This is a genomic window from Pseudomonas hydrolytica (genome assembly GCF_021495345.1).
GTDB lineage: Bacteria > Pseudomonadota > Gammaproteobacteria > Pseudomonadales > Pseudomonadaceae > Aquipseudomonas > Aquipseudomonas hydrolytica.
In genome coordinates, this window is sequence record NZ_CP099397.1 from 3,656,905 (window position 1) to 3,681,805 (window position 24,901).

At 65.2% G+C, this 24,901-nt stretch carries 24 protein-coding genes; 12 read left to right on the forward strand and 12 right to left on the reverse strand.

Annotated features, from left to right (window positions below):
* Window positions 1–62: 62 nt before the first annotated feature.
* From lepB to rpoE, 7 genes are all read right to left on the reverse strand, one after another.
* Window positions 63–917: a signal peptidase I gene (lepB, locus tag L1F06_RS17075; RefSeq protein WP_003245461.1), complete on the reverse strand. Its 855-nt coding sequence runs from the start codon at window positions 915–917 to the stop codon at window positions 63–65.
* Between the two features lie 6 nt (window positions 918–923).
* Window positions 924–2,723 (reverse strand): translation elongation factor 4, encoded by a 1,800-nt coding sequence (gene lepA / locus L1F06_RS17080; RefSeq protein ID WP_129481528.1) that lies wholly within the window; start codon window positions 2,721–2,723, stop codon window positions 924–926.
* A 151-nt stretch (window positions 2,724–2,874) separates the two neighbouring features.
* Complete coding sequence (locus tag L1F06_RS17085; protein ID WP_003245464.1) at window positions 2,875–4,299, reverse strand: DegQ family serine endoprotease; 1,425 nt, start codon at window positions 4,297–4,299, stop codon at window positions 2,875–2,877.
* A 35-nt stretch (window positions 4,300–4,334) separates the two neighbouring features.
* Window positions 4,335–4,790 (reverse strand): SoxR reducing system RseC family protein, encoded by a 456-nt coding sequence (locus L1F06_RS17090; protein ID WP_003245466.1) that lies wholly within the window; start codon window positions 4,788–4,790, stop codon window positions 4,335–4,337.
* On the reverse strand, window positions 4,787–5,734 hold the full coding sequence (locus L1F06_RS17095) for a MucB/RseB C-terminal domain-containing protein (RefSeq protein WP_012018036.1): 948 nt from the start codon (window positions 5,732–5,734) through the stop codon (window positions 4,787–4,789). Before L1F06_RS17095 ends, L1F06_RS17090 begins: the two co-directional genes overlap by 4 nt.
* Window positions 5,735–5,742: 8 nt before the next feature.
* Entirely contained in the window at window positions 5,743–6,318 is a 576-nt protein-coding gene (locus L1F06_RS17100) for a sigma-E factor negative regulatory protein (RefSeq protein WP_012018035.1), read from the reverse strand.
* A 30-nt stretch (window positions 6,319–6,348) separates the two neighbouring features.
* The gene (rpoE, locus tag L1F06_RS17105) at window positions 6,349–6,930 is read right to left on the reverse strand and encodes an RNA polymerase sigma factor RpoE/AlgU (protein WP_003245473.1); all 582 of its coding nucleotides are present in this window, start codon (window positions 6,928–6,930) and stop codon (window positions 6,349–6,351) included.
* Window positions 6,931–7,307: 377 nt separating this feature from the next.
* Between rpoE and nadB the strand changes: the two genes are divergently transcribed.
* Window positions 7,308–8,939, forward strand: coding sequence for an L-aspartate oxidase (gene nadB / locus L1F06_RS17110; RefSeq protein WP_003245475.1), 1,632 nt, complete (start codon window positions 7,308–7,310; stop codon window positions 8,937–8,939).
* Here the strand turns inward: nadB and L1F06_RS17115 are convergent.
* Together L1F06_RS17115 and L1F06_RS17120 are read right to left on the reverse strand one after the other, a co-directional pair.
* A complete protein-coding gene (locus L1F06_RS17115) occupies window positions 8,893–9,360 on the reverse strand; it encodes a protein YgfX (protein ID WP_129481529.1) in 468 nt (155 codons plus the stop codon). The two genes, nadB and L1F06_RS17115, sit on opposite strands and share 47 nt — an antisense overlap.
* Complete coding sequence (locus tag L1F06_RS17120) at window positions 9,344–9,598, reverse strand: FAD assembly factor SdhE (protein WP_003245478.1); 255 nt, start codon at window positions 9,596–9,598, stop codon at window positions 9,344–9,346. The genes L1F06_RS17115 and L1F06_RS17120 overlap by 17 nt, the downstream gene beginning before the upstream one ends.
* 145 nt (window positions 9,599–9,743) lie before the next feature.
* On the opposite strand from L1F06_RS17120, the gene ygfZ reads away from it, so the two are divergent.
* The 3 genes from ygfZ (at window position 9,744) to L1F06_RS17135 (ending at window position 12,389) form a co-directional block, all read left to right on the forward strand.
* Window positions 9,744–10,685: a CAF17-like 4Fe-4S cluster assembly/insertion protein YgfZ gene (gene ygfZ, locus L1F06_RS17125; protein ID WP_129481530.1), complete on the forward strand. Its 942-nt coding sequence runs from the start codon at window positions 9,744–9,746 to the stop codon at window positions 10,683–10,685.
* A gap of 46 nt (window positions 10,686–10,731) precedes the next feature.
* Entirely contained in the window at window positions 10,732–11,568 is an 837-nt protein-coding gene (locus L1F06_RS17130; RefSeq protein ID WP_129481531.1) for an HDOD domain-containing protein, read from the forward strand.
* 65 nt (window positions 11,569–11,633) lie between these two features.
* Window positions 11,634–12,389: a substrate-binding periplasmic protein gene (locus tag L1F06_RS17135; RefSeq protein ID WP_129481532.1), complete on the forward strand. Its 756-nt coding sequence runs from the start codon at window positions 11,634–11,636 to the stop codon at window positions 12,387–12,389.
* Here L1F06_RS17135 and L1F06_RS17140 read toward each other — a convergent pair.
* Together L1F06_RS17140 and L1F06_RS17145 are read right to left on the reverse strand one after the other, a co-directional pair.
* Complete coding sequence (locus L1F06_RS17140; protein WP_129481533.1) at window positions 12,372–13,769, reverse strand: sensor histidine kinase; 1,398 nt, start codon at window positions 13,767–13,769, stop codon at window positions 12,372–12,374. The two genes, L1F06_RS17135 and L1F06_RS17140, sit on opposite strands and share 18 nt — an antisense overlap.
* Window positions 13,766–14,437 (reverse strand): response regulator, encoded by a 672-nt coding sequence (locus L1F06_RS17145; RefSeq protein WP_003245486.1) that lies wholly within the window; start codon window positions 14,435–14,437, stop codon window positions 13,766–13,768. The genes L1F06_RS17140 and L1F06_RS17145 overlap by 4 nt, the downstream gene beginning before the upstream one ends.
* A gap of 267 nt (window positions 14,438–14,704) precedes the next feature.
* Here L1F06_RS17145 and L1F06_RS17150 point away from each other — a divergent pair, with 267 nt between their 5' ends.
* From L1F06_RS17150 to L1F06_RS17170, 5 genes are all read left to right on the forward strand, one after another.
* Window positions 14,705–15,970, forward strand: a complete 1,266-nt coding sequence (locus tag L1F06_RS17150; protein ID WP_230090059.1) for an OprD family porin — start codon at window positions 14,705–14,707, stop codon at window positions 15,968–15,970.
* Between the two features lie 31 nt (window positions 15,971–16,001).
* Entirely contained in the window at window positions 16,002–16,979 is a 978-nt protein-coding gene (locus L1F06_RS17155) for a Bug family tripartite tricarboxylate transporter substrate binding protein (RefSeq protein WP_003245489.1), read from the forward strand.
* A 66-nt stretch (window positions 16,980–17,045) separates the two neighbouring features.
* The gene (locus L1F06_RS17160) at window positions 17,046–17,489 is read left to right on the forward strand and encodes a tripartite tricarboxylate transporter TctB family protein (RefSeq protein WP_003245491.1); all 444 of its coding nucleotides are present in this window, start codon (window positions 17,046–17,048) and stop codon (window positions 17,487–17,489) included.
* Between the two features lies 1 nt (window position 17,490).
* Complete coding sequence (locus tag L1F06_RS17165) at window positions 17,491–19,011, forward strand: tripartite tricarboxylate transporter permease (RefSeq protein ID WP_012018027.1); 1,521 nt, start codon at window positions 17,491–17,493, stop codon at window positions 19,009–19,011.
* Window positions 18,995–20,017, forward strand: coding sequence for an AbrB family transcriptional regulator (locus L1F06_RS17170; RefSeq protein WP_129481535.1), 1,023 nt, complete (start codon window positions 18,995–18,997; stop codon window positions 20,015–20,017). The genes L1F06_RS17165 and L1F06_RS17170 overlap by 17 nt, the downstream gene beginning before the upstream one ends.
* A gap of 116 nt (window positions 20,018–20,133) precedes the next feature.
* Here the strand turns inward: L1F06_RS17170 and L1F06_RS17175 are convergent, their stop codons facing one another.
* Window positions 20,134–21,015 carry an RluA family pseudouridine synthase gene (locus tag L1F06_RS17175; protein ID WP_129481536.1) on the reverse strand — a complete coding sequence of 294 codons (882 nt, stop codon included), beginning with the start codon at window positions 21,013–21,015 and terminating at the stop codon, window positions 20,134–20,136.
* Between the two features lie 226 nt (window positions 21,016–21,241).
* Here L1F06_RS17175 and L1F06_RS17180 point away from each other — a divergent pair, with 226 nt between their 5' ends.
* The 3 genes from L1F06_RS17180 to L1F06_RS17190 all read left to right on the forward strand — a co-directional run bounded on the left by L1F06_RS17180 (window position 21,242) and on the right by L1F06_RS17190 (window position 24,775).
* Window positions 21,242–21,910 (forward strand): COG3650 family protein, encoded by a 669-nt coding sequence (locus L1F06_RS17180; RefSeq protein WP_129481537.1) that lies wholly within the window; start codon window positions 21,242–21,244, stop codon window positions 21,908–21,910.
* 158 nt (window positions 21,911–22,068) lie between these two features.
* Complete coding sequence (gene gap / locus L1F06_RS17185; protein WP_129481538.1) at window positions 22,069–23,076, forward strand: type I glyceraldehyde-3-phosphate dehydrogenase; 1,008 nt, start codon at window positions 22,069–22,071, stop codon at window positions 23,074–23,076.
* 85 nt (window positions 23,077–23,161) lie between these two features.
* Complete coding sequence (locus L1F06_RS17190) at window positions 23,162–24,775, forward strand: NAD(P)/FAD-dependent oxidoreductase (protein WP_129481539.1); 1,614 nt, start codon at window positions 23,162–23,164, stop codon at window positions 24,773–24,775.
* Window positions 24,776–24,901: the final 126 nt, after the last annotated feature.

Sequence of the window (24,901 nt, forward strand, 5' to 3'; positions counted from 1 at the left end):
GGAAAGCCTGACGGCCAGACTATTTATAGCCTGCGGCGCTGCCGAAAGCAGCGCGCCAGTGCTCAATGAATCAGGCCGACACGCGAGAAGTTGGGCAGATTGCTGGTCTTGGGTTCCGGCCAGCTCATCCAGATGGCGAACGCCTTGCCGACGATATGGTCGTCCGGAACCATGCCCCACAGCTCCTGAGGGATATGACGGTCGCGCCAGTAGCGGCTGTCGTTGGAGTTGTCGCGGTTGTCACCCATCATGAAGTAGTGCCCTTGCGGGACCACCCACTCACCACCGGGCTCACGACGCATACGGGTCATTTCCTTGCGGATGGTGTGCTCGACCTGGCCAAGACGCTCCTGATAGAGCATCGCACTGCCCAGGCTGCCGGTTTCTTCGCCGACCAGCTTTTCGGCTACCGGCTCGCCATTGATCAGCAGGCGCTTGCCCTGGGTGTACTGGATGCGATCACCCGGCAGGCCCACCACCCGCTTGATGTAGTTGATGGTGGGATCGCTGGGGTAGCGGAACACCATCACATCGCCGCGCTGCGGGTTGTCCACCTCGATCACTTTGGTGTCCAGTACCGGCAGGCGAATGCCATAGGCGAACTTGTTGACCAAAATGAAATCGCCCACTTCCAGGGTCGGTTTCATCGAGCCCGACGGGATCTGGAACGGCTCGACCAGAAACGAGCGCAGCACCAGAACGATGGCCAGCACCGGGAAGAATGACTTGCCGTACTCGACCAGCAAGGGCTCCTTGCTCAGGCGCTCCAGCACCCTGTCATCGGGATCGTCGACCCGCCCCTGATACGCCGCGATGGCCGCACGACGGCGCGGAGCCAGCAGAATCAGATCCACCAGAGCCAGAAAGCCGCAAACGGCGACTGCGATAACCAACAGGAGCGGGAAATTGATCGACATAGAGCCTTAGCTATCCAACCTGAGCACAGCGAGGAAGGCTTCCTGTGGGATTTCCACGTTACCGACCTGCTTCATGCGTTTCTTACCGGCCTTCTGCTTCTCCAGCAGCTTCTTCTTACGGCTCACGTCGCCACCGTAGCACTTGGCCAGTACGTTCTTTCTGAGCGCCTTGACAGTGGTCCGCGCGATGATCTGGCCGCCAATGGCTGCCTGGATCGCCACGTCGAACATCTGCCGAGGGATCAGTTCCTTCATCTTCTCGGTCAACGCACGGCCCTTATAGGCCGCGTTGTCGCGATGCACGATCAATGCCAGGGCATCGACCTTGTCACCGTTGATCAGCACGTCCAGCTTGACCAGGTTGGCAGACTGGTAGCGGTCGAAATGATAGTCCAGCGACGCATAACCACGGCTGGTCGACTTCAGACGGTCGAAGAAGTCCAGCACCACCTCGTTCATCGGCAGGTCGTAGCGAACCTGTACCTGAGACCCGAGGAACTGCATGTCGCGCTGCACGCCGCGCTTCTCGATGCACAGGGTGATGACGTTACCCAGGTGCTCCTGCGGCACAAGAATGGTCGCGGTAACGATCGGCTCACGGAAATCGGCGACGGACGAAACGTCCGGCAGCTTGGACGGGTTATCGACGGTGATGGTTTCACCTGTCTTGAGCTCGAGCTCGTAGATCACGCTCGGCGCGGTGGTGATCAGGTCCAGATCGTACTCGCGTTCCAGGCGCTCCTGGATGATCTCCATGTGCAGCATGCCGAGGAAACCGCAACGGAAACCGAAGCCCAGGGCATCGGAGCTTTCCGGTATGTACTGCAGCGACGAGTCGTTGAGGGTCAGCTTCTGCAGCGCATCGCGGAAGTCCTCGAAATCGTCTGAGCTGACCGGGAACAGACCGGCGTAGACCTGCGGCTGGATCTTCTTGAAGCCCGGCAGCACTTCGACCTCGGGGGTCGAGGACAGAGTCAGGGTGTCGCCCACCGGCGCACCGTGAATGTCCTTGATGCTGGCGATGATGAAGCCCACTTCACCGGCCTTGAGGTCAGCGGTGGCGGTATGTTTCGGGGTGAAGACACCGACGCTGTCGACCAAATGCACCTTGCCGGTGGACTTGACCAGGATCTTGTCGCCTTTCTTGACGCGACCCTGGCGCACGCGCACCAGCGAGACCACGCCCAGGTAGTTGTCGAACCAGGAGTCGATGATCAGCGCCTGCAACGGCGCTTCGATATCACCGGTCGGTGCGGGAATGGTCTGCACCAGGCGCTCGAGCACCTCGTCCACGCCCATGCCGCTCTTGGCGCTGCAGGCCACGGCGTCGGTGGCGTCGATGCCGATGATCTTCTCGATCTCGTCCTTGACGCGGTCCGGATCGGCCTGCGGCAGGTCCATCTTGTTCAGCACCGGCATGACCTCGAGGCCCTGCTCGATGGCGGTGTAGCAGTTGGCGACCGACTGCGCCTCGACGCCCTGACCGGCATCGACCACCAGCAGCGCGCCCTCGCAGGCCGCCAGCGAACGCGAGACTTCGTAGGTGAAGTCGACGTGGCCGGGTGTATCGATGAAGTTCAGCTGATAGGTCTTGCCGTCCTTCGCCTTGTAGTGAAGGGTGACGCTGTGGGCCTTGATGGTGATGCCGCGCTCACGCTCCAGGTCCATGGAGTCCAGGACCTGAGCCTCCATTTCGCGCGCGGCAAGGCCGCCGCACATCTGGATGAAACGGTCAGCCAGGGTGGACTTGCCGTGGTCAATGTGGGCAATGATGGAAAAATTGCGGATATGACTCAGGTCACTCACAGATCAACACTCGAAGAGGCCACGGGCCATATGCCCGCCGAAAATAGCCGCGGAGTGTACCCGATCAAGCGCCTCCACGTCACGTCTGGCGCACCGGCCGCACACATGACAAGGGCGCCCGAAAGCGCCCTTGTCTGACCTGCGCCGCGATTTACTCGGCCAGTTTGAAGGTAATGAAGCTGGCGCGCCCCTGACGCAGCACGCGCATCGACACCGAACGGTTCTTCGGCAGCTCCTGCGCCACCTTGGCGAAGGTGGCCGTCGAATCGATGGCCTGGTTGTTCAGGTGGGTGATCACATCGCCCGGTCGCAGACCGATCATGGCCGCCGGACCGCTGAGCACTTCCTTGACCACCACGCCACCGCGCAGGTCCAGGCCCTTCTTCTGCTCGGCGGTCAGCTCGACCACCGTCACACCCAGGCGGTTGCTGCTGCGCTCGCCCCCCTTGGTCGAACCGGCAGCAGCCAGTTCCTGACCTTCTTCCGGCAAGGTGCCGATGGTCACCTTGAGCTTCTTGCGCGAACCGTCACGCACCACGTCCATCTCGGCCTTCTCGCCCGGCTTGAGGCCACCGACCAGATGCGGCAGATCCGCCGACATGACGATCGGCTTACCGTTGAGGCTGAGAATCACGTCACCGACCTGCAGACCGCCCTTGTCCGCCGGACCATCTTCCAGCACCTGCGCCACCAGGGCACCAGCCGGGCGATCCAGGCCGAAGGACTCGGCCAGATCCTTGTTCACTTCCTGGATCACCACGCCGAGCCAGCCGCGAGTGACCTTGCCGTCGGCCTTGAGCTGTTCGGAAACCTGCAGGGCCACTTCCATCGGGATGGCGAAGGACAAGCCCATGAAGCCGCCCGAGCGGGTGAAGATCTGCGAGTTGATGCCGACCACCTCGCCCTTGAGGTTGAACAGCGGCCCGCCGGAGTTGCCGGGGTTGATCGCCACATCGGTCTGGATGAAGGGCACGTAGCTGTCACTCGGCAGGTTGCGCCCCTTGGCGCTGACGATACCGGCGGTCACCGAATGATCGAAACCGAAAGGCGAGCCGATGGCCAGTACCCATTCGCCGACCTTGAGTTCGTCGGACTTGCCCAGGCGCACGGTGGGCAGCCCCTTGCCCTCGACCTTGAGCAGTGCCACGTCGCTGCGCGGATCGGCGCCGATCAGCTTGGCCTCCAGCTCGCTGCGGTCAGACAGGCGCACGATGATCTCATCGGCATCGGCCACCACATGATTGTTGGTCAGCACGTAACCATCGGCGGAGATGATGAAGCCGGAACCCAGCGACTGCGCCTCACGCTGACGACCGCCCGGATTGCGAGGCATCTGCGGAATGCTGCGCTCGAAGAACTCGCGGAACATCGGCGGCAGGCCTTCCAGATCGGGCAGCCCGGGCTGAGCAGCCACGGAGCGCTCCGGCATTTTCTGACGAGTACTGATGTTGACCACCGCAGGCGAGGCCTCCTCAACCAGAGCGGTAAAGTCCGGCAGGCTGGCCTGGGCCAGCAGACTCTGCCCCCAGAGCAGCGCTGCCATCAGCAGCGGCGTTACGGATTTGAGATTTCTCATCGAACTACGACTCCCCATATAAAACGCGCACACACTCAACCCGCCGCTGGCACGGATACCAGCAGCGTACGTAGGACAACCGGTTGCAACGCGGGGTTCTCGGCAACGCGCGAAGCGCGCCAGCGAACCAGTAGCCAACTGAAGAACAGGCCGAGCAGACCGGCCAGGATGACCAGCGGCTCACTCAGCCCAAGGCCATCCGCCGCCAGTGCAGCAGCCAGCAGCCCCAACAGAGGCAGCAGATAAACCAGGAGGGAACTACGCACCAGAAGATCTTCGCGCACACCGATCACCACGGTGTCGCCAACCGACAGCGGACTGTCGCTGAGGGCGCGCACATAGCCGCGCTGACGCCCGACACCCAGGCGATCCATCAGCCCCTGACCGCAAGCGGCATTGGCCGAACAACTCGAGCAGGTGCTCTTGCGTAGCGTCTCCACCCAGACGGCGCCGGGCTCGAGCGCCACCACACGCCCCTGTTCTTCGATCATTGGCTGGCCTGTTCAGGCACCCCGGCACGCATGGACAAGGCGATACGCTCGGCGGTACCCAGCGGAATCTCTCCGACCACGGTGACCATGACGTCGCCAGCTTCGGTAGCCATGCGCCGCGACACCGCCACGGTAGGCCCTAGCTGGCTGCGCGCATCTTCCACCACGTTGCCCTGCAAGGGCTCGAGGAAAACCGAGAAACGCGCCAGCCCATCGCCGTACATCAGGTAGGCAACCTTCGCATCCGAGGCCGGCAAGCGTCGTAGCTGAGCGGTGTTGAGGGTGAAACCGGGTGGCAGCCAGTCGGAGCGCCAACTGCCTTCGGCCATCGTATCGACGGTGCGAAAATGCACCGGACGGCAACGCGAACCGGGCTGCATCGCAGCCGCGTCGGGGATGGCGGTATTGAATTGGGTGAACTGAAAGCGTTCAAGAAGCTGACCGCGCTCGTTGAGCAACAGCGACTTCAGCGGCAGGCCGGTTGCCCGGTCCAGGTGCAGCTCGAAGCCATAGCGGTGCTGATCCTTCGGCGCCAGCACCAGCACTACTGCGCTGCGGCCAGCGACACGCGACTGGCCGGCCACGCGAATGTCGTACCAGTTGCTCAGCTGTTCGGCATCGAGATGCCGAGCGGGCCAGGCCTGCTCCTCACTGACCTGGTCGGCCAGGGCACCGCTGACGCACTGGGCCTGACCATCGACCTTGAGCACTTCCTGGGCAGGCCCATCGAGTTGCAACAGGCGCTCGCGAACCTCACCCCCCTCCTCCACCCGATGCCAGATGCCATGGGTGGAAAAACTGCCGTTACGCTCGTAGATGAAGGTGCCTTGAAAGCTTTGCTGGCGCTCGGCCTCGGCAAGGCGCCTCAGCCAATCCTGCACTTCAGTGGCCTGCACCGGGAGTGCGAGCAGACCACTGAGCAAACAGAGGGGTATCGCGCGCATGTGGCTCCTTAGCGATTTTCCAGACTCGCGGCTCGCGCATAGGGCAGCGCAGTCTCGCCGGTACCCATCACCGCCTGCTGAGCATGCTGGCGCAGATAGGTAGGCAGACGCTGCTCATGCCAACTGGCAGTGCCCGGCTTGGCTGCTTCGCCAGCTTCTTCACCGCTGTTGTAGCCGGCGAGCAATGCGGGGCCCTGCACTTGCGGGGCCGAGATTACCGGAGAAGCGCCTTGCTGGGCCAGTTGAGCACCACTCAAATCGTCCTGATTGTAGAAGCGCACGCCTGCCAGCACGGCGACGGTGACCGAAGCGGCCACTGCCACGCGCCCGACGCTGCGCCACATGGATGCCTTGCGAGCCGGGATGGCCTCGTCGGCCAGCGCCGCGGAAACCGCTGCTGCGATGTCCAGACGGGGTTCCAGCAACTCGCGGTGCATGGCTGCACGGGCGATCTGGTAACGCGACCAGGTCCCACGCAGCTCGCCATCCTCACTGGCTGCTACAAGCACACGCCGCAGTTCCAGTTCGTCCGCTTCGTTATCCATCACCGCGGACAGCGATTCCTGCAGGGTTTCACGACTCATGGTGTTCCTCTCTTGGCTGTCGCCGCTGCCTTAGGCTTCCTGCAACAGGGGTTGCAGGGACTTATCAATTGCCTCGCGTGCACGGAAAATCCGCGAACGCACCGTACCTACCGGACACTGCATGACGCTGGCGATGTCCTCATAACTAAGACCTTCGAACTCGCGCAAAGTCAGTGCCGTACGCAAATCATCCGGTAGCTGGGCGATGGTTCGATGCACGGTGGCCTCGATCTCGTCGCGCAGCAATGCCCGTTCCGGTGACTCGATGTCCTTGAGGGCGTGGTCGCCATCGTAGAACTCCGCGTCATCGCTACTGACATCACTATCTGGCGGTCGACGTCCGCGAGACACCAGATAATTCTTCGCCGTGTTGATGGCGATGCGGTACAGCCAGGTATAGAACGCGCTGTCACCGCGAAAGTTTCCAAGCGCCCGATAGGCCTTTACAAAAGCCTCCTGAGCGACATCCTGAGCCTCGTGGGTATCGTGCACGAATCGCACGATCAACCCGAGGATCTTGTGCTGATACTTCAGCACCAACAGATCGAAGGCACGCTTGTCACCACGCTGCACTCGCTCGACCAGTTGCTGATCATCTTCCTGGGTTAGCATGCATTCTCCTCATGATGCCTGGAGGAGGTTTGCGTCCCTGAGCGAATCAGCTTGCCAAGATAGACTCGGGCCTTTCGCAAAAGTTCTCCCCTCCAAGCAAGCTTCCTGCAGAGTTCTTTTTCTCTACAAGGAATGGCGCCAATGGGACCCTTCCCAATTCGCGCGAATAAATCTTATTGCCCCTGTTTGCCCGATAATTCGACGGCTATGTCGAGGTTGATTACGGGCACGCACAAGCGTTCTCCCTTATATGGGCGACCCCTCTTTGAACCTTAACGACTAAGAAAGTTCCCGAGCACCGCGGTCGGTCATAAGCCGGCTATTGTGCCGCCGGACCTCTCTATATACTAGGGCCCGCTTCCCCGCGGAATTCGCTCATGAGTCATCATTTCCAGCACGACGTTCTGGTCATCGGCAGCGGCGCTGCCGGCCTGACCCTCGCTCTTACCCTGCCTCCCAGCCTGCGTGTCGCGGTGCTGAGCAAGGGCAGTCTGGCCAACGGTTCGACCTATTGGGCCCAGGGCGGTGTAGCGGCAGTACTCGACGACACCGATACGGTGGAATCCCACGTCGCCGACACCCTCAACGCGGGTGCCGGTCTGTGCCGTGCCGATGCCGTGCGCTTTACCGTGGAGCATAGCCGCGAAGCCATCCAGTGGCTGATCGATCAGGGCGTACCCTTCACCCGCGAGGCGGAAACCGCCCGCGAGGACGGCGGCTTCGAATTTCATCTGACCCGCGAAGGGGGCCACAGCCATCGGCGCATCATTCATGCGGCCGATGCCACCGGCGCGGCGATCTTCAATACCCTGCTGGAACAGGCACGGCAGCGCCCCAACATCGAGCTGCTGGAGCAGCGTGTGGCGGTCGACCTGATCACCGAGCGCAAGCTCGGCCTGGATGGCGAGCGCTGCCTGGGCGCCTATGTGCTGGATCGCGAGAAGGGCGAAGTGGACACCTTCGCCGCGCGTTTCGTGATACTCGCCACCGGCGGCGCAGCCAAGGTCTACCTCTATACCAGCAACCCCGATGGCGCCTGCGGCGACGGCATCGCCATGGCCTGGCGCGCCGGTTGCCGGGTAGGCAACCTGGAATTCAACCAGTTCCACCCCACCTGCTTGTATCACCCGCAAGCCAAGAGCTTTCTGGTCACCGAAGCCGTACGTGGCGAAGGCGGCCTGCTCAAGCTGCCCAACGGCGAGCGCTTCATGCCGCGCTTCGACGAACGCGCCGAGCTGGCGCCGCGCGATATCGTCGCGCGCGCCATCGACCATGAGATGAAGCGCCTGGGGATAGACTGCGTGTACCTGGACATCAGCCACAAGCCGGCCGAGTTCATCACCAGCCACTTCCCCACCGTCTATGAGCGCTGCCTGAGTTTCGGCATCGACATCACCAAGCAGCCCATCCCGGTGGTGCCGGCCGCGCATTACACCTGCGGCGGGGTGGTCGTCGACCAGTACGGCCGTACCGACGTGCCGGGTCTGTATGCCATCGGCGAAACCAGCTTCACCGGTCTGCACGGCGCCAACCGCATGGCCAGCAACTCGTTGCTGGAGTGCTTCGTGTACGCCCGCTCGGCCTGTGCCGACATCATCGCCCAGCTCGATGCAGTGGACATGCCGACCAACCTGCCCTGCTGGGACGCCAGCCAGGTGACCGACTCCGACGAAGACGTGATCATCGCGCACAACTGGGACGAGCTGCGCCGTTTCATGTGGGACTACGTGGGCATCGTGCGCACCAACAAGCGCCTGCAGCGCGCCCAGCATCGCGTACGCCTGCTGCTGGACGAGATCGATGAGTTCTACAGCAACTACAAGGTCAGTCGCGACCTGATCGAGCTGCGCAACCTGGCGCTGGTCGCCGAGCTAATGATCCGCTCGGCCATGCAGCGCCATGAAAGCCGCGGCCTGCACTACACCCTCGATTACCCCGAGCAGTTGGCCGAAGCCCAAGACACTATTCTGGTGCCGACACCCCAGGCTCAGCCCAGCGTCGCCTGCTGAACTTCAGACGCAAGCGCAGGCGCCGATGCTGCTCCGGCGCCAGCGCGTCGCGCGCGATGCATAGCCCGCGACTGAAGCGCTGACCCGGCAGGCGATAACGCAGCACCACCGCCAGCGGCAACGCCAGGCTGTCGGGGCGCAGCTGCACCGCCTGCCAACCCTTGGCCGCACTCCACAGGTGCCAACCGCAGGCATCGCGGCGCAAACCGCGAATGGCTTCAGGCGAGCTGAGCAGGAAATGCCGCGGCAGCACCCAGCCGGCATGCGCCAGGCACAACGGCAGTGAAAGCACCTGCAGCCAGACGGGAATCTCTGCCAGCCAAGGCGCCAGCAGAGCCAGAAACAGAACGCACAGATAGAGCCTCAGCAGCCCGCGGGAGGGCTGCCAGCGGCACTCGAACACGTCACTTGGGTTGGACACGATCCAGGATCATGCGCACCATGCGCTTGAGATCGGCATCTTCCGGCTCGCCGCGTTGCATGAACCAGCCGAACATGTCCTGATCCTCGCACTCCAGCAGCTTGCGGTAGCGCGCCTGATCCTCGGCGTCCAGGCTGGGATAGACCTCCTTGACGAAGGGCACCAGCAGTACGTCCAGCTCCAGCATGCCGCGACGGCTATGCCAGAAGAGACGATTCAGTTCACTTTGCTCAACCATGCAACGGACTCCTCGAACGAGGGCGGCAGTATAACGGCGATTTGCCTCACTGTTCACCGCAACCCTGTGCAATTGCGCTGACAAGGCCCTACCACGCCCTCTATGATGACGCCCCTGACTTTCATCCAGCGACTCGATTCCCACCATGGCCGATAGCGCGTATTTCACTCTCCTCGACCACGAAGGCCTGCTGGCCGTGCGCGGCCCCGATGCCGGCAAGTTTCTCCAGGGCCAGTTGACCTGCAACCTCAGCTACCTTTCCGCCAGCCAGACCAGTCTGGGCGCTCGCTGCACGCCCAAGGGCCGGATGCTATCGAGCTTTCGCATCGTGCCGGTGGAAGACGGCTACCTGCTGGCCATGGCCCGCGAGCTGATCGAACCGCAGATGACCGACCTGCAGAAATACGCAGTGTTCTCCAAGTCCAAGCTCGGCGACGAAAGCGCGGCCTGGGTACGCTTCGGCCTGAGCGGTGGCGACGCCGTGCTGAGCGAACTTGGCCTGGTTCCGGGCGATCACGCCGATGCCCTGGCCAGTGCCGAGGGTCTGCTGGCCGTGCGCCTTGGCGACGGCCGCGTCGAACTCTGGGCAGCGGTGGACAAGGCCGAGCATCTGCACGCCGTGCTGAGCCGACATCTGCCCCAGGCGCCGCTGAACCTCTGGCTGCTGGCCCAGGTGCGCGCCGGGGTCGGTCAGGTCTTCGGCGCCACCCGCGAGCTGTTCATCCCGCAGATGATCAACCTGCAGGCCCTGGGTGGCGTGAGCTTCAAGAAAGGCTGCTATACCGGCCAGGAAATCGTCGCGCGCATGCAATACCTGGGCAAACTCAAGCGCCGCCTGTATCGCCTGCGTCTGGGCGGCACCGAGGTACCGTCTGCCGGCACCGAACTGTTTTCCCCGGTACACGCCTCCAGCGTCGGTGAGGTGGTACTGGCGGCACAGGCCGAAGATGGCGTGGAACTGCTCGCCGTTCTGCAGGAGGACGCCGTCACCGACGGGCGCATCCAGCTCGGCAGCAGTGAAGGTCCGACACTTGCCCTGCTCGACCTGCCTTATCAGCTGGATGCCGACAAGGAAATCCAGCGCTGACTAAACTTCCCTGGCGCCGTACCGGTTTGCCTAAGAGAGCCCCTAAATGAGCAAGCTTGCCGAAAAAGTCCAACAGGAACTGATCCACGCCATCGAGAACGATGAACTGGTGCTGCCCACCCTGCCCGAAGTGGCATTGCGGGTGCGCGAAGCGGCGGAAGACCCGGATGTGGGCATACCGCAGATCAGCAAGGTAATCGGTAACGACGCCGCCCTCACCGCGCGCATCATCAAGGTGGTCAACAGCCCGCTGCTGCGCAGCAACAAGGAAATCACCGACCTGCAGATGGCGGTCAGCCGCCTGGGCATCAATTACACCTGCAACCTGGCCACCGGCCTGGCGATGGAGCAGATGTTCCAGGCCACCAGCGACGTCGTCGACCGCAAGATGCGCGAAGTGTGGAACAAGAGCACCGAGATCGCCGGCATCTGCCATGTACTGTGCCGCCACTACACGCGTCTGATGCCCGACCAGGCCACCCTCGCCGGCCTGGTGCACCAGATCGGCGTACTGCCGATTCTCACCTATGCCGAAGAGCACAACGAGCTGCTGGCCGACTCCATCAGCCTCAACCACGTGATCGAGCAGATCCATCCGATCATCGGCGACAAGATCCTGCGTACCTGGGAGTTCCCCGAGCCCATCGCCATCGTGCCCAGCCAGTATCTGGACTTCACCCGCGACTCGGCCAAGGCCGACTACGTGGACATCGTCCAGGTCGCTACCCTGCAGAGCTATCTCGGCAGCGAGCACCCCTACACCCAGCTCGACTGGAGCAAGGTGCCGGCGTTCACCAAGCTCGGCCTGGACCCACAGGTCGACATGCAGGCCGACGAGGACATGTCCGCCGCCATGGAAGCGGCCATGAGCATGCTGCAGTAAAAGCGACTCGCCACGGATGGCAAACCGCCTCTACACTCAGGTCAATCGCCTGAGGAAGTAGAGCCATGCGCTTCGCACTTCTCCTATTCGTCCTGTTATGCGGCAGCGCCCAGGCTGCCGACAGCGTGCGGCTGACCAACGGCGAATGGCCACCCTACCTGGGCGAGCACCTGCCCCACCACGGCGTCGCCTCGCGCATCGTCGCCGAAGCCTTCGCCCTGCAGGGCGTCAAGGTGCAGTGGGAGTTCCACCCCTGGGCACGCTCGCTGAAGATGGCGGAAAGGGGTGAGCGCGACGGCAGTGCGGTATGGCTGCACAACAGCGAGCGCGAGCGGCTCTTCCATATCAGCGATCCGGTGGTGGAGAGCGGCTACTATCTGTTTCATCGCAAGACGCGCGACTTCGACTGGACCAGCATCGAGGACCTGCGCGATCTGCGCATCGCCGCCACCCGCGGCTACGACTACGGCGAGGCTTTCCAGCACGCCGAGGCAGCCGGCGAACTGCAGGTGGTGCGTCTGACCAACGATGAACAGGGTTTTCGCCAACTGCTGGCCGGGCGGGTCGACCTGTTCCCGATGGACAAGGTGGTTGGCTTCGACATGCTCCACCGCCACTTCAGCCCCGCCGAGCGAGCGCGCCTGAGCGTCCACCCGCACCCCTTGCGTAGCGACAACCTGCATCTGCTGCTGTCGCGTGAAGTCCCCGGCAACGCCGAACTCATCGAACGCTTCAACCGCGGCCTGGCGCAGCTACGCGAAAGCGGCAAGGTGGCGCAATACCTGCTGGAGATTCAGCAGCCGCTAACCCTCAGTCACTGAAACCGGAAACTCCACCCGTACGCGCAAACCGTGCGGTACGGCCTGATGCAGGCTGACCCGGGCCTGGTGCGCACGGCAGATCTCGCCGACGATGGCCAGCCCCAGCCCGGCGCCGTTGCCCTGCGTGCCGCGGCGGTAGAAGCGCTCGAACACCTTGTCGTGCTCGGCCTCGGGAATGCCAGGACCGTCGTCCTCCACCTCGAGGATCGCCGGCGCCAGTACCCGCAGGATCAGATTGCCACCGGACGGCGTATGCGCCAGGGCGTTGTCGAGCAGGTTGCTCAGCAGCTCGTTGAGCAGGGTCGGCTCGCCGTCGATCCACACCGGCTGTTCGGCCTCCAGCGCCAGCGCCACACCTCGTGAATGCGCCAGCGGCGCCATGGCCAGCCCCAGTTCGCGCGCCAGCTGGCTGAGATCGATCCGCTGCGCGCCCCCCTCGGTAATGGCCCGCGCGCCACTTTCGATGCGTGCCAGCGACAGCAGCTGGTTGGCCAGGGTGGTCAGCCGATCGCCCTGCTGCGCCACCTGCTCCAGCGTGCTGCGCCATTCCTGCGGCTGCTCGGCGCGCAGGCCCAGGGCGATACGTGCCTTGAGCGCCGCCAGTGGCGTGCGCAGCTCATGGGCGGCATCGGCGATGAACTGCGACTGACGCTCGAACAACCCGCGCAGCCGCTCGTTGAACTGGTTGAGCGCCTCCACCAACGGCAACACCTCGCGAGGCAGGCCGGTGTCCGGTAGCGGTTGCAGATCGTCGCTGGCACGCTCGGCCACCTCACGCCGCAGCGCCTCCAGTGGCCGCAGGGCCAGGCTCACTGCCAGCCACACCAGCAGCAGCGCGCTGACCGACAGCAGCCCCATGCGCCACAGGGTCCCCACCAGCAGCTCGCGGGCCATGCGCTCGCGCGCGCCCTGCGTCTCGGCCACGCGGATCTCCGCCATGCCGTTGAGCTGCGGCTCGCTCACCGGTTGCAACAGGCTCACCACCCGCACGCCCTGACCGCGGTACTCGGCATCGTAGAAATGCGCCAGCGCGGGGTAGTCATCGGTACGGGGCGTGCCGGCAGGTGCCGGGGGCAGGTCCTCGTAGCCCGAGACCTGCTGCCCGTCGAGGTCGAGCACCTGGTAGTAGATGCGCCCGGCACTGTCGTAGGCGAAGGTATCCAGCGCCACGTATGGAATATTGGCCCTGAGCCGGCCATCGTCGGCATACAGGCCGTCGGCCACCGCCCGCGCCGAGGCCAGCAGGGTACGGTCATAGGCGGTGTCCGCCGCGCGCCGCGCGCTCCAATAGGCGCTCAGGCTGCTCAGCAGCAGAATCAGCGACAGCAACAGCGCCAGGCGCCGCAGCAGGCGGCCGCGCAGGCTGACGCTGCGGCTCATGCCTCGATCGCCTCCAGCAGATAGCCCAGGCCGCGGAAGGTGACGATGCGCACGCCGCTGCCTTCGAGTTTCTTGCGCAGACGATGGATGTAGATCTCGATGGCATCGGGGCTGGCGTCCTCATCCAGGCCGAACACCTGGGCCGCCAACTGCTCCTTGCTCATCACCCGTCCGGGCCGCGCGATCATCGCCTCCAGCACCGCCTGCTCGCGGGCGGTCAGGCTCAGGGCTTCGCCCTTCATGCTGAAGCGACGCGCGCCGAGGTCGTAGACCAGATCGCCGCAGCGCTGCAGCTGCTCGCCGCCGAGCACGCTGCGACGCAGCAGCGCCTTGACCCGCGCCTCCAGTTCGGAGAGTTCGAAGGGCTTGGCCAGGTAGTCATCGGCGCCGAGGTTGAGGCCGTGCACGCGGTCCTTGACCTCGCCACGGGCGGTCAGCATCAGCACCGGCAGGCGCTGGCCGCGGTCGCGCAGGCGCGCCAGCACGGCGAAGCCGTCCAGCCTGGGCAGCCCGATATCGAGAATCGCCAGGGCGTAGTCCTCGCTGGACAGCGCCAGGTCGGCGGCCACTCCGTCATGCAGCACGTCCACCGTCCAGCCGGCGCCTTTCAGCGCCTGGGCCACGCTTTCCGCCAATTGCGGGTGGTCTTCGACCAGCAGAATCCGCACTGCCACCTCCAGCTGCAGCATCGTTCGAGGCGCGCAGTGTAGCGCCGCCATGGCCGCTGTGAATTGCCCAATTGCCATGATGGCAAGCGAATCCGGCGCCGGGGCATCGCCAGAACGCATCGTAGATGGCGCCGGAAAAAATTGCTGGCATGAAAGCCTGGCGAAAGCTTGCCCTCATAGCATCGTCTCATGGTGGCTCGATCCACCTGCTCAAGTGACCCTGCAGTGGTGCTGGGTCGCTACAAGAACAAGAACGGAGACCACATGATGCTCGCAGCCTCACGCCAGGCTTTGCCGCCTGTACGCCTGCTCTGCCTGGCTATCGCCGCCACCGGCGCAGCCCCTCTCGCCAGCGCCGCCTTCATCGAAGACAGCACGGCCAGCCTCACCGCCACCAACATCTACCTGAACCGCGACTTTCGTGAAGGCGACGGCCAGAACAAGCGCGAAGAATGGGGCCAGGGCTTTCGCCTCGACCTGCAATCGGGCTACACCGAAGGCACCGTCGGTTTCGGCCTCGACGCTATGGGCCTGCTCGGTATCAAGCTCGACTCGGGCCGCGGCCGCACCGGTACCGATCTGCTGCCGGTACACGACGATGGGCGCTCCGCCGACGAATTCAGCCGCCTGGGCCTGACCGCCAAGGTCAAGGTCTCCGCCACCGAGCTGCGCTACGGCTCGCACGTGCCCGAGCTGCCGGTGGTCAAGGCCAGCGACAGCCGCCTGCTGCCGCAGGTGTTCGAAGGCGGCCTGCTGACTTCCTCGGAACTCGACGGCCTGACCTTCACCGGCGGCCGCCTGGACAAGGTCATCGACCGCGCCTCCACCGATGACGAAGACCTGGTGCTCAACGCCAAGAACCGCCGCTTCACCAGCGGCGTCAGCGCCGACCACTTGGACCTGGCCGGCGTCGACTACCAGTTCGCTCCCGGTTTCACCGGCCGCTACTACTTCGCCGATCTGGACGACATCTACCGCCAGCACTTCTTCGGCCTGCTCAGCAGCCACAAGCTCGGTGCCGGCACCCTGAGCAGCGACCTGCGTTACATCGTCAGCCGCGACAGTGGTGCGGCCAACGCCGGCAAGGTCGACAACCGCGCCGTCAATGCCATGCTCAGCTACGGCATCGGCGCACACAAGTTCGGCCTGGGCTTCCAGGACATGAGCGGCGATACCGGCTTTGCCTACATCGACGGCAGCGATCCGTTCCTGATCAACTTCGTGCAGATCAACGACTTCGCCAATGCCGACGAGCGCTCCTGGCAGGCGCGTTACGACTTCAATTTCGCCAGCCTCGGCGTCCCCGGCCTGACCTTCATGACCCGCTACATCCGCGGCGACGATGCCCGCATCGCCGGCAGCGACGAGCGTGGCGGCGAATGGGAACGCGATATCGAACTCAAGTACGTGGTGCAGACCGGCCCGCTCAAGGACCTCTACGTGCGCCTGCGCAACGCCAGCTTCCGCTCCGACTTCGCCCGCGATGCGGACGAGAACCGTGTCATCGTCGGCTACAGCCTGCCGATCTGGTAAACAACAACAAGACCCGCGAGGATAATCCAACATGAAATCTGCCCTGACCCGTGCCGCCCTGGCGGTTTCCTGCCTGGCCTTCGCCGGCCAGCTGCTGGCCGCCGAACCCAAGCGCCCCGAATGCATCGCCCCGGCCAAGCCCGGTGGCGGCTTCGACCTGACCTGCAAGCTGGCCCAGAGCGGTTTGAAGGACACCGGTCTGCTCAAGGCGCCGATGCGCGTCACCTACATGCCCGGCGGCGTTGGCGCCGTGGCCTACAATGCGGTGGTCGCGCAGCGCGCCAAGGACCCGGGCACCATCACCGCCTTCTCTTCCGGCTCCCTGCTCAACCTGGCCCAGGGCAAGTTCGGCCGCTACGACGAGAGCGCCGTGCGCTGGCTGGCGGCCATCGGCACCGACTACGGCGCCATTTCCGTGCGTGACGATGCGCCCTGGCAGAACCTCGGCGAACTGGTCGAGGCCCTGAAGAAGGATCCGAGCAGCGTGGTATTCGGCGCCGGCGCCACCATCGGCGGTCAGGACTGGATGCAGACGGCACTGATCGCCCGCGCCGCCGGTATCGACCCGCAGAACCTGCGCTACGTCGCCTTCGAAGGCGGTGGCGAAACCCTCACCGCCATGCTCGGCGGCCACGTCCAGGTCACCTCCAGCGGCCTCGGCGAAGTCACCCCGCAGCTGGCGGCCGGCAAGATCCGCATCCTCGCCGTGCTGGCCGACGAGCGCCTGCCGGGCAAACTGGCCGACATCCCCACCGCCAAGGAGCAGGGCTTCGACATCAGCTGGCCGGTGATCCGCGGCTTCTACATGGGCCCGCAGGTCAGCGACGAGGATTACAACTGGTGGAAAGGCCAGTTCGACCAGATGCTCGCTCGTGACGATTTCGCCACCCTGCGTGAGCAGCGCGACCTCTTCCCCCTGTCGCTGACCGGCGACGAGCTCAACGCCTTCGTGCTCAAGCAGGTGCAGGAATACAAGGCGCTGGCCGGCGAGTTCGGCCTGGTTCAGTAGCACGTCTTGCGCAATCCGCGTTCGGCCGCCGGCACTCGGCGGTCGACGCCCCTGAGGTAAATCACCATGTACGTTCGCCTGTTCTCCGCGATCTGGTTGCTGCTGTGCGTCTGGCTCGCCGTCCTTGCCTGGGGCTTCCAGGCGCCCTTCGCCTATGACCCGGTCGGCCCGCGCGCCTATCCCCTGCTGCTGCTGGCCCTGATGGGTGCCGGCAGCCTGTGGCTGATGATCAAACCCGGCTTGCTCGAGCAACGCCTGGACGTCCCCATGGCATTGCGCAGCGCCCTGTGCGTGGTGGTGCTGCTGGCCTATGCGCTGACCTTCGAGCTGCTCGGCTTCGTCGTCAGCACCACCCTGGCCACCTTTGCCCTCGGCCTGCTGTTCACCGGCCGCCCGCTGCCGTGCGCCATCAGCGCCGTGGCGATGGGCGTGCTGCTGTACAGCCTGTTCGACCTGTTGCTGGACGTGCCCCTGCCGCTCGGCCTGTTAGACGCTTTCGTGGAGAGCTGAAATGGAAACCCTCAACTTCCTCATGCAGGGCTTCGACGTCGCCACCCGGCCGACCAACCTGCTGGTGGCGCTGTTCGGCGCCTTCGTCGGCACCGTGGTCGGCCTGCTGCCGGGCCTTGGCCCGATCAACGGCGTGGCGCTGCTACTGCCTTTGGCCTTCGCCCTCGGTCTGCCGCCGGAAACCGCACTGATTCTGCTTGCCGCCGTGTACCTGGGCTGCGAGTACGGCGGGCGTATCTCCGCCATTCTGCTCAACGTGCCCGGTGACGCCGCGGCAGTGATGACCACCCTCGACGGCTACCCGCTGGCGCGTCAGGGCAAGGCCGGTATCGCCCTGTCGCTGTCGGCGGTCAGTTCGTTCATCGGCAGCATCATCGCCACCTGCGGCGTGGTGCTGTTCGCTCCGCTGCTGGCGAAATGGGCGGTGGCCTTCGGCCCGGCCGAGTACTTCGTGCTGATGATCTTCGCCATCGCCTGCCTCGGCGGCATGGTCGGCGACAAGCCGGTCAAGACCCTGATGGCGGCGCTGATCGGCCTGGCCCTGGCCACGGTCGGGGTGGACTCGACCACTGGCGTGTACCGCTTCACCTTCGACAGCGTCAGCCTGTCCGACGGCATCCAGTTCGTCATCGTGGTGATCGGCTTCTTCAGCGTCAGCGAGATCCTCCTGATGCTGGAGAAGACCCACAGCGGCCAGCAGGCGGTCAAGGCCAGCGGGCGTCTGCTGTTCAACTTCAAGGAGTTCTGCCTGAGTTTCTGGACCATGATCCGCAGCGCCGTGGCCGGCTTCGTCATCGGCACCCTGCCCGGTGCCGGCGCGACCATCGCCAGCGCCATGACCTACATGAGCGAGAAGCGCCTGGCCGGGCCCAAGGGCCGTTTCGGCGAGGGCGACCTGCGCGGCCTGGCCGCTCCGGAAGCAGCCAACAACGCCTCGGCCTGCGGCTCGCTGATCCCCATGCTGACCCTCGGCGTACCCGGCTCGGGCACCACGGCGGTGATGATCGGCGCACTGACCCTGTACAACATCACCCCCGGCCCGCTGCTGTTCGAGCAGCAGCCGGACGTGGTCTGGGGCCTGATCGCCTCGCTGTTCATCGGCAACGTCATCCTGCTGGTGATGAACATCCCGCTGGTCGGCCTGTTCTCGCGCATGCTCGCCGTACCCAACTGGGTGCTGGTGCCGGCGATCACCGTGATCAGCATGGTCGGCGTCTACGCGGTGCACAGCACGGTGTTCGACCTGGTGCTGATGATCGGCCTCGGCGTGTTCGGCTACATCCTGCGCAAGCTGGACTTCCCTCTGTCGGCGCTGATCCTCGGCTTCGTCCTCGGCGAGCTGATGGAAGACAACCTGCGCCGCGCCCTGTCGATCTCCGCCGGCGATCTGGGCATCCTCTGGGGCAGCCCGATCACCCTGACCCTGTGGGCGCTGGTGGTGCTGATGCTGGCCCTGCCGGGCATCCGCTGGATGCGCCGGCGCAAGCAGCTCAAGGCGCAGGCCGATGCCGCTACCGCGTGATCTGTGGGTAACGCCGCTGACCGGTGCGGTCGGCGGCTACCTGGCCAGCCTCGCCGGCTGGCCTTTGCCGTGGATGGTCGGATCCCTGCTGGCGGTGATCGCCCTGCGTTGCCTCAGCAACCGCGCCTTCAGCGAACTGCCCGGCGGGCGCAAGGCCGGCCAGTGGCTGGTGGCCAGCGGCATCGGCCTGCACTTCACCAGCGAGGTGCTGGAGCAGATCGTCAGCCACCTGCCGGTGGTGGTCATGGGCGCCTTCGGCACTCTGCTGCTGAGCCTGATCGGCATCGCCATCCTGCGCCGTGCCGGTGTCGACCGCGCCACCGCGTTCTTCGCCAGCATGCCTGGCGGCGCCAGCGAGATGGTCAACCTGGCGCTGCGTCACGACGCCCAACCGGCCCGCGTGGCTGCCGCCCACAGCCTGCGCCTGCTGCTGGTGGTACTGCTGATTCCGGCGCTGTTCACCTGGGGCCTGCCCGCTGTCAGCGCCCCGCCACCCCTGCCGGTCGACTGGACCTGGCTGCTCGCCCTGCTGGCCGCCGGCGGACTGTTGGCCATGCTCTGGGCACGCCTGAAACAACCCAACCCCTGGATGCTCGGCCCACTGACCGCCTGCGCCCTGGCCAGCGCCACCTTCGACCTGCATATCGGGCTGCCACCGGGCCTGGGGCAACTGGGCCAATGGCTGATCGGCTGCGCCCTGGGCTGCCATTTCGACCGCGCCTTCTTTCGCAGCGCCCCGGGCTTTCTCGCCCGCGTGCTGCTGTTCACCCTGCTGGCGATGCTCGCCGCAGCCCTGCTCGGCGAAGCGCTGGGCTGGCTGGCCGGTGAGGATCACCTGTCGCTGATGCTGGGCATGATGCCCGGCGGCATCACTGAGCTGTGTCTGACCGCCGAGGCGCTGCAGCTGTCGGTGGCGCTGGTCACCGCACTGCAGGTGCTGCGGCTGTTTCTGGTGATGTTTCTCGCCGAGCCGTTGTTCAGGCTCTGGAGCAAACGCCACGCTTAGCCCGCCTCGTGCGGGCTTTTTTTATGACGCATCTGGTGCGCACGGCGCACCCTACGGAACGACGCACCGCCGCCACGATTGGTGCGAACGTGTAGGGTGCGCCATGCGCACCAGCGCTACCACTGCAACTGCAATTGGCTCTCGAACTCACGGACTTGCCCGCTGAGCGGATCGACGAAACGCAGGCCGCGCGCCAGCAGTTTGAGCGGCTTGGCGTAATCGTCCGGCTGGCTGCGACTCTCGTGCAGCTCGGGATAGAAATCGTCGCCGACGATGGGCGCGCCGAGGCCGGCCAGATGCACGCGCAGCTGATGCTTCCTGCCCGTCACCGGCGAAAGCCCATAGCGCCACAACTCGCCACGACGCTCCAGCACCTCGATGCGCGTCTCGCTGTTGGCCTCGCCCGCCACTTCCTGCATGCGAAAGAACGGCTCGCCTTCCACCATGCGCGAGCGATGCACATGGGGAAACTGCAGCTGCGGCAGCGCCGGGGCTATGGCCTCGTAGCGCTTTTCCACCGCACGCTGACGAAACAGCGCCTGGTACTGGCCGCGGCTACGCGGGTCGACGGAGAACAGCACCAGCCCGGCGGTGAGGCGGTCGATACGATGGATCGGCACCAGATCGGGATTGCCGGTGCTACGCACCAGCCGCGCCAGCAGGGTCTGCTCGACGTACTCGCCGGCCGGCATCACCGGCAGGAAATGCGGCTTGTCCGCCACCAGCAGGTGCTCGTCCTGCCACAGCACGTGCGCTTTGAAGGGAATCGGCGTCTCGTTCGGCACCTCGCGGAAGTAGCGCACCTTGAGCCCGACCCGGTAGGGATGCTGCGGGCCGATGGGCGCGCCCTCGGCATCCAGCACGCGGCCACGCTCCATGCGTTGCAGCCAGGTGGAACGGTCGATGGCCGGGAAGTGATCGCACAGGCAATCGAGCACGGTCGCCCACTCGCCCTGGGGCAGGTGCAGGGTGCTGGGGCGCATGGTGGGACTGGGCATGGCGGAAAAACTCGGGGGCAGCGGCTGATCCGGCGCATTAGGCCGCAGCCCGTGCGCGCCGTCAAAGCCGGGGCACGCCACGACGGTACCGCGAGCGATGAAAGCCTGCGCGGCATGGCCGCCCTGCGCCAGCAGCAAGGAGGGCGGCGCTCGGCGACTTCCACGCTAACGGCTTGAGCCGGCGCACACCTGTGGCTATGGTGGCGGCTCCCGTTCGGAGGCTTTCATGTCCATCACCCGTACTCTGCTCACCAGCTTCGCCCTGCTACCGCTTCTGACTGCCTGCCAGGTCTATACCGGCAAGCCCGAAGGCCCACCTCCCGCTACGCGCCTGCAGGGCCAGCTGCAGGCCCAGGGCGGCCAGTTGTTCTTTACCCCCTGCCAGGAGCAGCGACGCTTCGTCGTGGTCGACGGCAACACCGGGGTGACCCGCGAAGCCGGCCAACTGCTGGCCGACGGTCAGGCCAGCCTGTTCGCCGATCTGGCCGGCCAGCTGGGTGGTAGCCAGGGCAATGGCAGCGATGGCCGCTTCGAACTCAGCCAGCTGTACCGTATCCAGGGTGAAGGCCACGGCTGCGACGACCTCAATTTCAAGCGCCTGACCCTGCGCGCCGCAGGCAACGAGCCGTTCTGGCAGGTGGAAGTCGGCAACAAGGGCCTGGTCCTCAACCGTCCCGGTCATGAGCCGCTGGCCCTGCCCTACCTGGAAGAGCAACTGCCGGAGGGCCGCCTGAGTTTCAGCAGCGAAGCCAACGGCCGCCGTCTCGATCTCTGGGTGGCACCGCAGCGCTGCGTCGACGGCATGAGCGGCGCCGTCAACCACCTCAGCGCCGAGCTGCGCCTGGACGGCCAGGTGCTGCGCGGCTGCGCCCATTTCGGTGGTGCGCGCAACTGACCGCCCGCGCTGGCGCCGGATGCTCTGGCGCCAGCCTCTTCCAGGCTGTCGCCAGCGACGTCAAAACCCTATCCCGGAAGTCTTTTGCCACAGTCCTGCGCGGCAGCCCCCTCTCCCTGCTCCTAAGCTCAAGGCAGCACAGTTGAAAGGAGAGAACCATGTTACGAGTAGCCCTCAACGGATACGGGCGCATCGGCCGCGCGCTGCTGCGCGCCCTGGTGCAGCGTGATCTGCAGCAGCGCATCCGCCTGATCGCCATCAACGATCTCGGCGACCACGCCACCCTGACCCACCTGACCCGCTTCGACTCCACCTTCGGTCGTTTCCCGGGCGAGGTGGGACTGCAGGGCGAACAACTGCATGTGGCCGGCCAGGCGGTCCATCTGCTCAGCGAGCGCGACGCCTTCAACCTGCCGTGGAACCGCCTCGGGGTCGATCTGGTGCTGGAATGTTCCGGCAAGTTCAAGAAGCGCGAGCAGGTCGAACAGCACCTGACAGCCGGGGCGCAGCGGGTACTGCTCTCGCACCCGCTGGAAAGCGCCGACCTGACCGTGGTCTATGGCGTCAACCATGATCTGCTGGCCAACCAGCAGGTCGTCTCCAACGCCTCCTGCACCACCAACTGCCTGGCCCCGCTGGCCAGGGTGCTGCACGAGGCGGTGGGCATTCGCCAGGGCCTGGTCAATACCGTGCACGCCTACACCAACGACCAGAATCTGCTGGACAAGGCCCACAGCGATCTCTACCGCGCCCGCGCCGCCGCATTGTCGATGATCCCCACCAGCACCGGCGCGGCGAAGACCATCGGCCTGGTGCTGCCGGAACTGGCCGGGCGCCTCGACGGCCTGTCGGTGCGGGTGCCGACGCCCAATGTATCGCTGCTCGATCTGACCTTCACCGCCGAGCGCCCGACCAGCCGCGAGGCGATCAATGCGGCATTGCAGGCCGGCGCCCGCGGCATGACCCCGGGCGTGATGGAATGCAACGAGCTGCCGTTGGTCTCCAGTGACTTCAATGCCTACCCGGTGTCCTGCGTGGTCGATCTCAATCACACCCGGGTACAGGACGATCTGGTCAAGGTGCTGGCCTGGTACGACAACGAATGGGCCTTCGCCAACCGCATGCTCGACGTGCTGCTGGCCTGGCCGCTGCCGCAGGCGGCCTGAGCGACGACCTGCAGGCGGCGATCCTGTACAATCGCCGCCCTTCTTCACCTTGCCGGATCACCACCGGCCCTGCGGGATATTCGCCATGATTCGCCTGACCGAACTGAAACTGCCCCTCGACCATGCCGAAGAGGCCCTGCGCCCGGCCATCGTCCAGCGCCTGGGTATCGACGATGCCGACCTGCTGGCCTTCAGCGTGTTCAAGCGCAGCTACGATGCGCGCAAGAAGTTCGGCGACATGCCGTTCATCTACACCATCGACTGTGAACTACGGGATGAAGCCGCCCTGCTCGCCCGCCTGAGCGACGACAAGCACGTCGGCCCGGCGCCGGATATCACCTACAAGCCGGTGGGCAAGGCCGAGGCGCCATTGGATGAACGCCCCATCGTGGTCGGTTTCGGCCCCTGCGGCATCTTCGCCGCGCTGATCCTGGCCCAGGCCGGCCTGCGTCCCATCGTGCTGGAGCGCGGCAAGGAGGTGCGCCAGCGCACCAAGGACACCTGGGGGCTGTGGCGCAAGAACGTGCTCGACCCGACCTCCAACGTGCAGTTCGGCGAAGGCGGCGCCGGCACCTTCTCCGACGGCAAGCTGTACAGCCAGATCAAGGACCCCAACCACTACGGGCGCAAGGTGCTGGAAGAGTTCGTCAAGGCCGGCGCGCCGGACGAGATTCTCTACGTCAGCAAGCCGCATATCGGCACCTTCCGCCTGACCGGTGTGGTCGCCACCATGCGCGAGGAAATCAAGGCCCTTGGTGGCGAAGTACGCTTCCAGCAGCGCGTCAGCGACCTGCTGATGGAAGACGGCCAGCTTACCGGCGTGGTGCTGGAAAGCGGCGAGCAGCTCATCAGCCGCCACGTGATCCTCGCCCTCGGCCACAGCTCGCGCGACACCTTCCGCATGCTCCATGCCCGCGGCGTGTACCTGGAGGCCAAGCCCTTCTCGGTGGGCTTCCGCATCGAGCACCCGCAGTCGCTGATCGACCGCGCACGCCTCGGCAAGTACGCCGGCCATCCGAAACTCGGCGCCGCCGACTACAAGCTGGTGCACCACGCCAGCAACGGCCGTTCGGTGTACAGCTTCTGCATGTGCCCGGGCGGCACCGTGGTGGCCGCCACCTCCGAACCGGAGCGTGTGGTGACCAACGGCATGAGCCAGTATTCGCGCAACGAGCGCAACGCCAACGCCGGCATCGTCGTCGGCATCACCCCCGAGCAGGACTACCCGGGCGGCCCGCTGGCCGGCGTGGAGCTGCAGGAGCGCCTGGAATCGCACGCCTACGTACTCGGCGGACGCAACTACGAGGCGCCCGGGCAACTGGTGGGCGATTTCATCGCAGGCAAACCGTCCACCGCTCTGGGCGAGGTGCAGCCCTCCTACAAGCCGGGGGTGAAACTGGGCGATCTGGCGCCGTCGCTGCCGGACTTCGCCATCGAAGCCATCCGCGAAGCGCTGCCGGCCTTCGGCAAGCAGATCAAGGGTTTCGACCTGGCCGATGCGGTGCTCACCGGCATCGAGACGCGCACCTCCTCGCCGGTACGCATCACCCGCGGCGACGACCTGCAGAGCCTGAACCTCAAGGGCCTCTACCCGGCCGGCGAAGGCGCGGGCTATGCCGGCGGCATCCTCTCGGCCGGGGTCGACGGCATTCGCGTGGCCGAGGCGGTGGCCAAGGATATGCTCGGGTTGTCCCGGTAGCTGGCCTGTGCAGGTAGCGCAACCCTCTCCCCGTACCGCGCCCCCCTGTAGGGTGGGTTAGCGGCGCCAAGCCTGCGAACGTGCGGCCACCGCCATCCTAGTGCGCCGCGTAACCCACCAGGCGAT

What these genes read in the sequence shown, in the direction of transcription:
- lepB (WP_003245461.1), bottom strand. Translation starts at nt 917, where the DNA reads ATGTCGATCAATTTCCCGCTCCTGTTGGTTATCGCAGTCGCCGTTTGC.
- L1F06_RS17085 (WP_003245464.1), bottom strand. Translation starts at nt 4,299, where the DNA reads ATGAGAAATCTCAAATCCGTAACGCCGCTGCTGATGGCAGCGCTGCTC.
- L1F06_RS17090 (WP_003245466.1), bottom strand. Translation starts at nt 4,790, where the DNA reads ATGATCGAAGAACAGGGGCGTGTGGTGGCGCTCGAGCCCGGCGCCGTC.
- L1F06_RS17095 (WP_012018036.1), bottom strand. Translation starts at nt 5,734, where the DNA reads ATGCGCGCGATACCCCTCTGTTTGCTCAGTGGTCTGCTCGCACTCCCG.
- L1F06_RS17100 (WP_012018035.1), bottom strand. Translation starts at nt 6,318, where the DNA reads ATGAGTCGTGAAACCCTGCAGGAATCGCTGTCCGCGGTGATGGATAAC.
- rpoE (WP_003245473.1), bottom strand. Translation starts at nt 6,930, where the DNA reads ATGCTAACCCAGGAAGATGATCAGCAACTGGTCGAGCGAGTGCAGCGT.
- nadB (WP_003245475.1), top strand. Translation starts at nt 7,308, where the DNA reads ATGAGTCATCATTTCCAGCACGACGTTCTGGTCATCGGCAGCGGCGCT.
- L1F06_RS17120 (WP_003245478.1), bottom strand. Translation starts at nt 9,598, where the DNA reads ATGGTTGAGCAAAGTGAACTGAATCGTCTCTTCTGGCATAGCCGTCGC.
- ygfZ (WP_129481530.1), top strand. Translation starts at nt 9,744, where the DNA reads ATGGCCGATAGCGCGTATTTCACTCTCCTCGACCACGAAGGCCTGCTG.
- L1F06_RS17130 (WP_129481531.1), top strand. Translation starts at nt 10,732, where the DNA reads ATGAGCAAGCTTGCCGAAAAAGTCCAACAGGAACTGATCCACGCCATC.
- L1F06_RS17135 (WP_129481532.1), top strand. Translation starts at nt 11,634, where the DNA reads ATGCGCTTCGCACTTCTCCTATTCGTCCTGTTATGCGGCAGCGCCCAG.
- L1F06_RS17140 (WP_129481533.1), bottom strand. Translation starts at nt 13,769, where the DNA reads ATGAGCCGCAGCGTCAGCCTGCGCGGCCGCCTGCTGCGGCGCCTGGCG.
- L1F06_RS17150 (WP_230090059.1), top strand. Translation starts at nt 14,705, where the DNA reads ATGCTCGCAGCCTCACGCCAGGCTTTGCCGCCTGTACGCCTGCTCTGC.
- L1F06_RS17155 (WP_003245489.1), top strand. Translation starts at nt 16,002, where the DNA reads ATGAAATCTGCCCTGACCCGTGCCGCCCTGGCGGTTTCCTGCCTGGCC.
- L1F06_RS17160 (WP_003245491.1), top strand. Translation starts at nt 17,046, where the DNA reads ATGTACGTTCGCCTGTTCTCCGCGATCTGGTTGCTGCTGTGCGTCTGG.
- L1F06_RS17165 (WP_012018027.1), top strand. Translation starts at nt 17,491, where the DNA reads ATGGAAACCCTCAACTTCCTCATGCAGGGCTTCGACGTCGCCACCCGG.
- L1F06_RS17170 (WP_129481535.1), top strand. Translation starts at nt 18,995, where the DNA reads ATGCCGCTACCGCGTGATCTGTGGGTAACGCCGCTGACCGGTGCGGTC.
- L1F06_RS17175 (WP_129481536.1), bottom strand. Translation starts at nt 21,015, where the DNA reads ATGCCCAGTCCCACCATGCGCCCCAGCACCCTGCACCTGCCCCAGGGC.
- L1F06_RS17180 (WP_129481537.1), top strand. Translation starts at nt 21,242, where the DNA reads ATGTCCATCACCCGTACTCTGCTCACCAGCTTCGCCCTGCTACCGCTT.
- gap (WP_129481538.1), top strand. Translation starts at nt 22,069, where the DNA reads ATGTTACGAGTAGCCCTCAACGGATACGGGCGCATCGGCCGCGCGCTG.
- L1F06_RS17190 (WP_129481539.1), top strand. Translation starts at nt 23,162, where the DNA reads ATGATTCGCCTGACCGAACTGAAACTGCCCCTCGACCATGCCGAAGAG.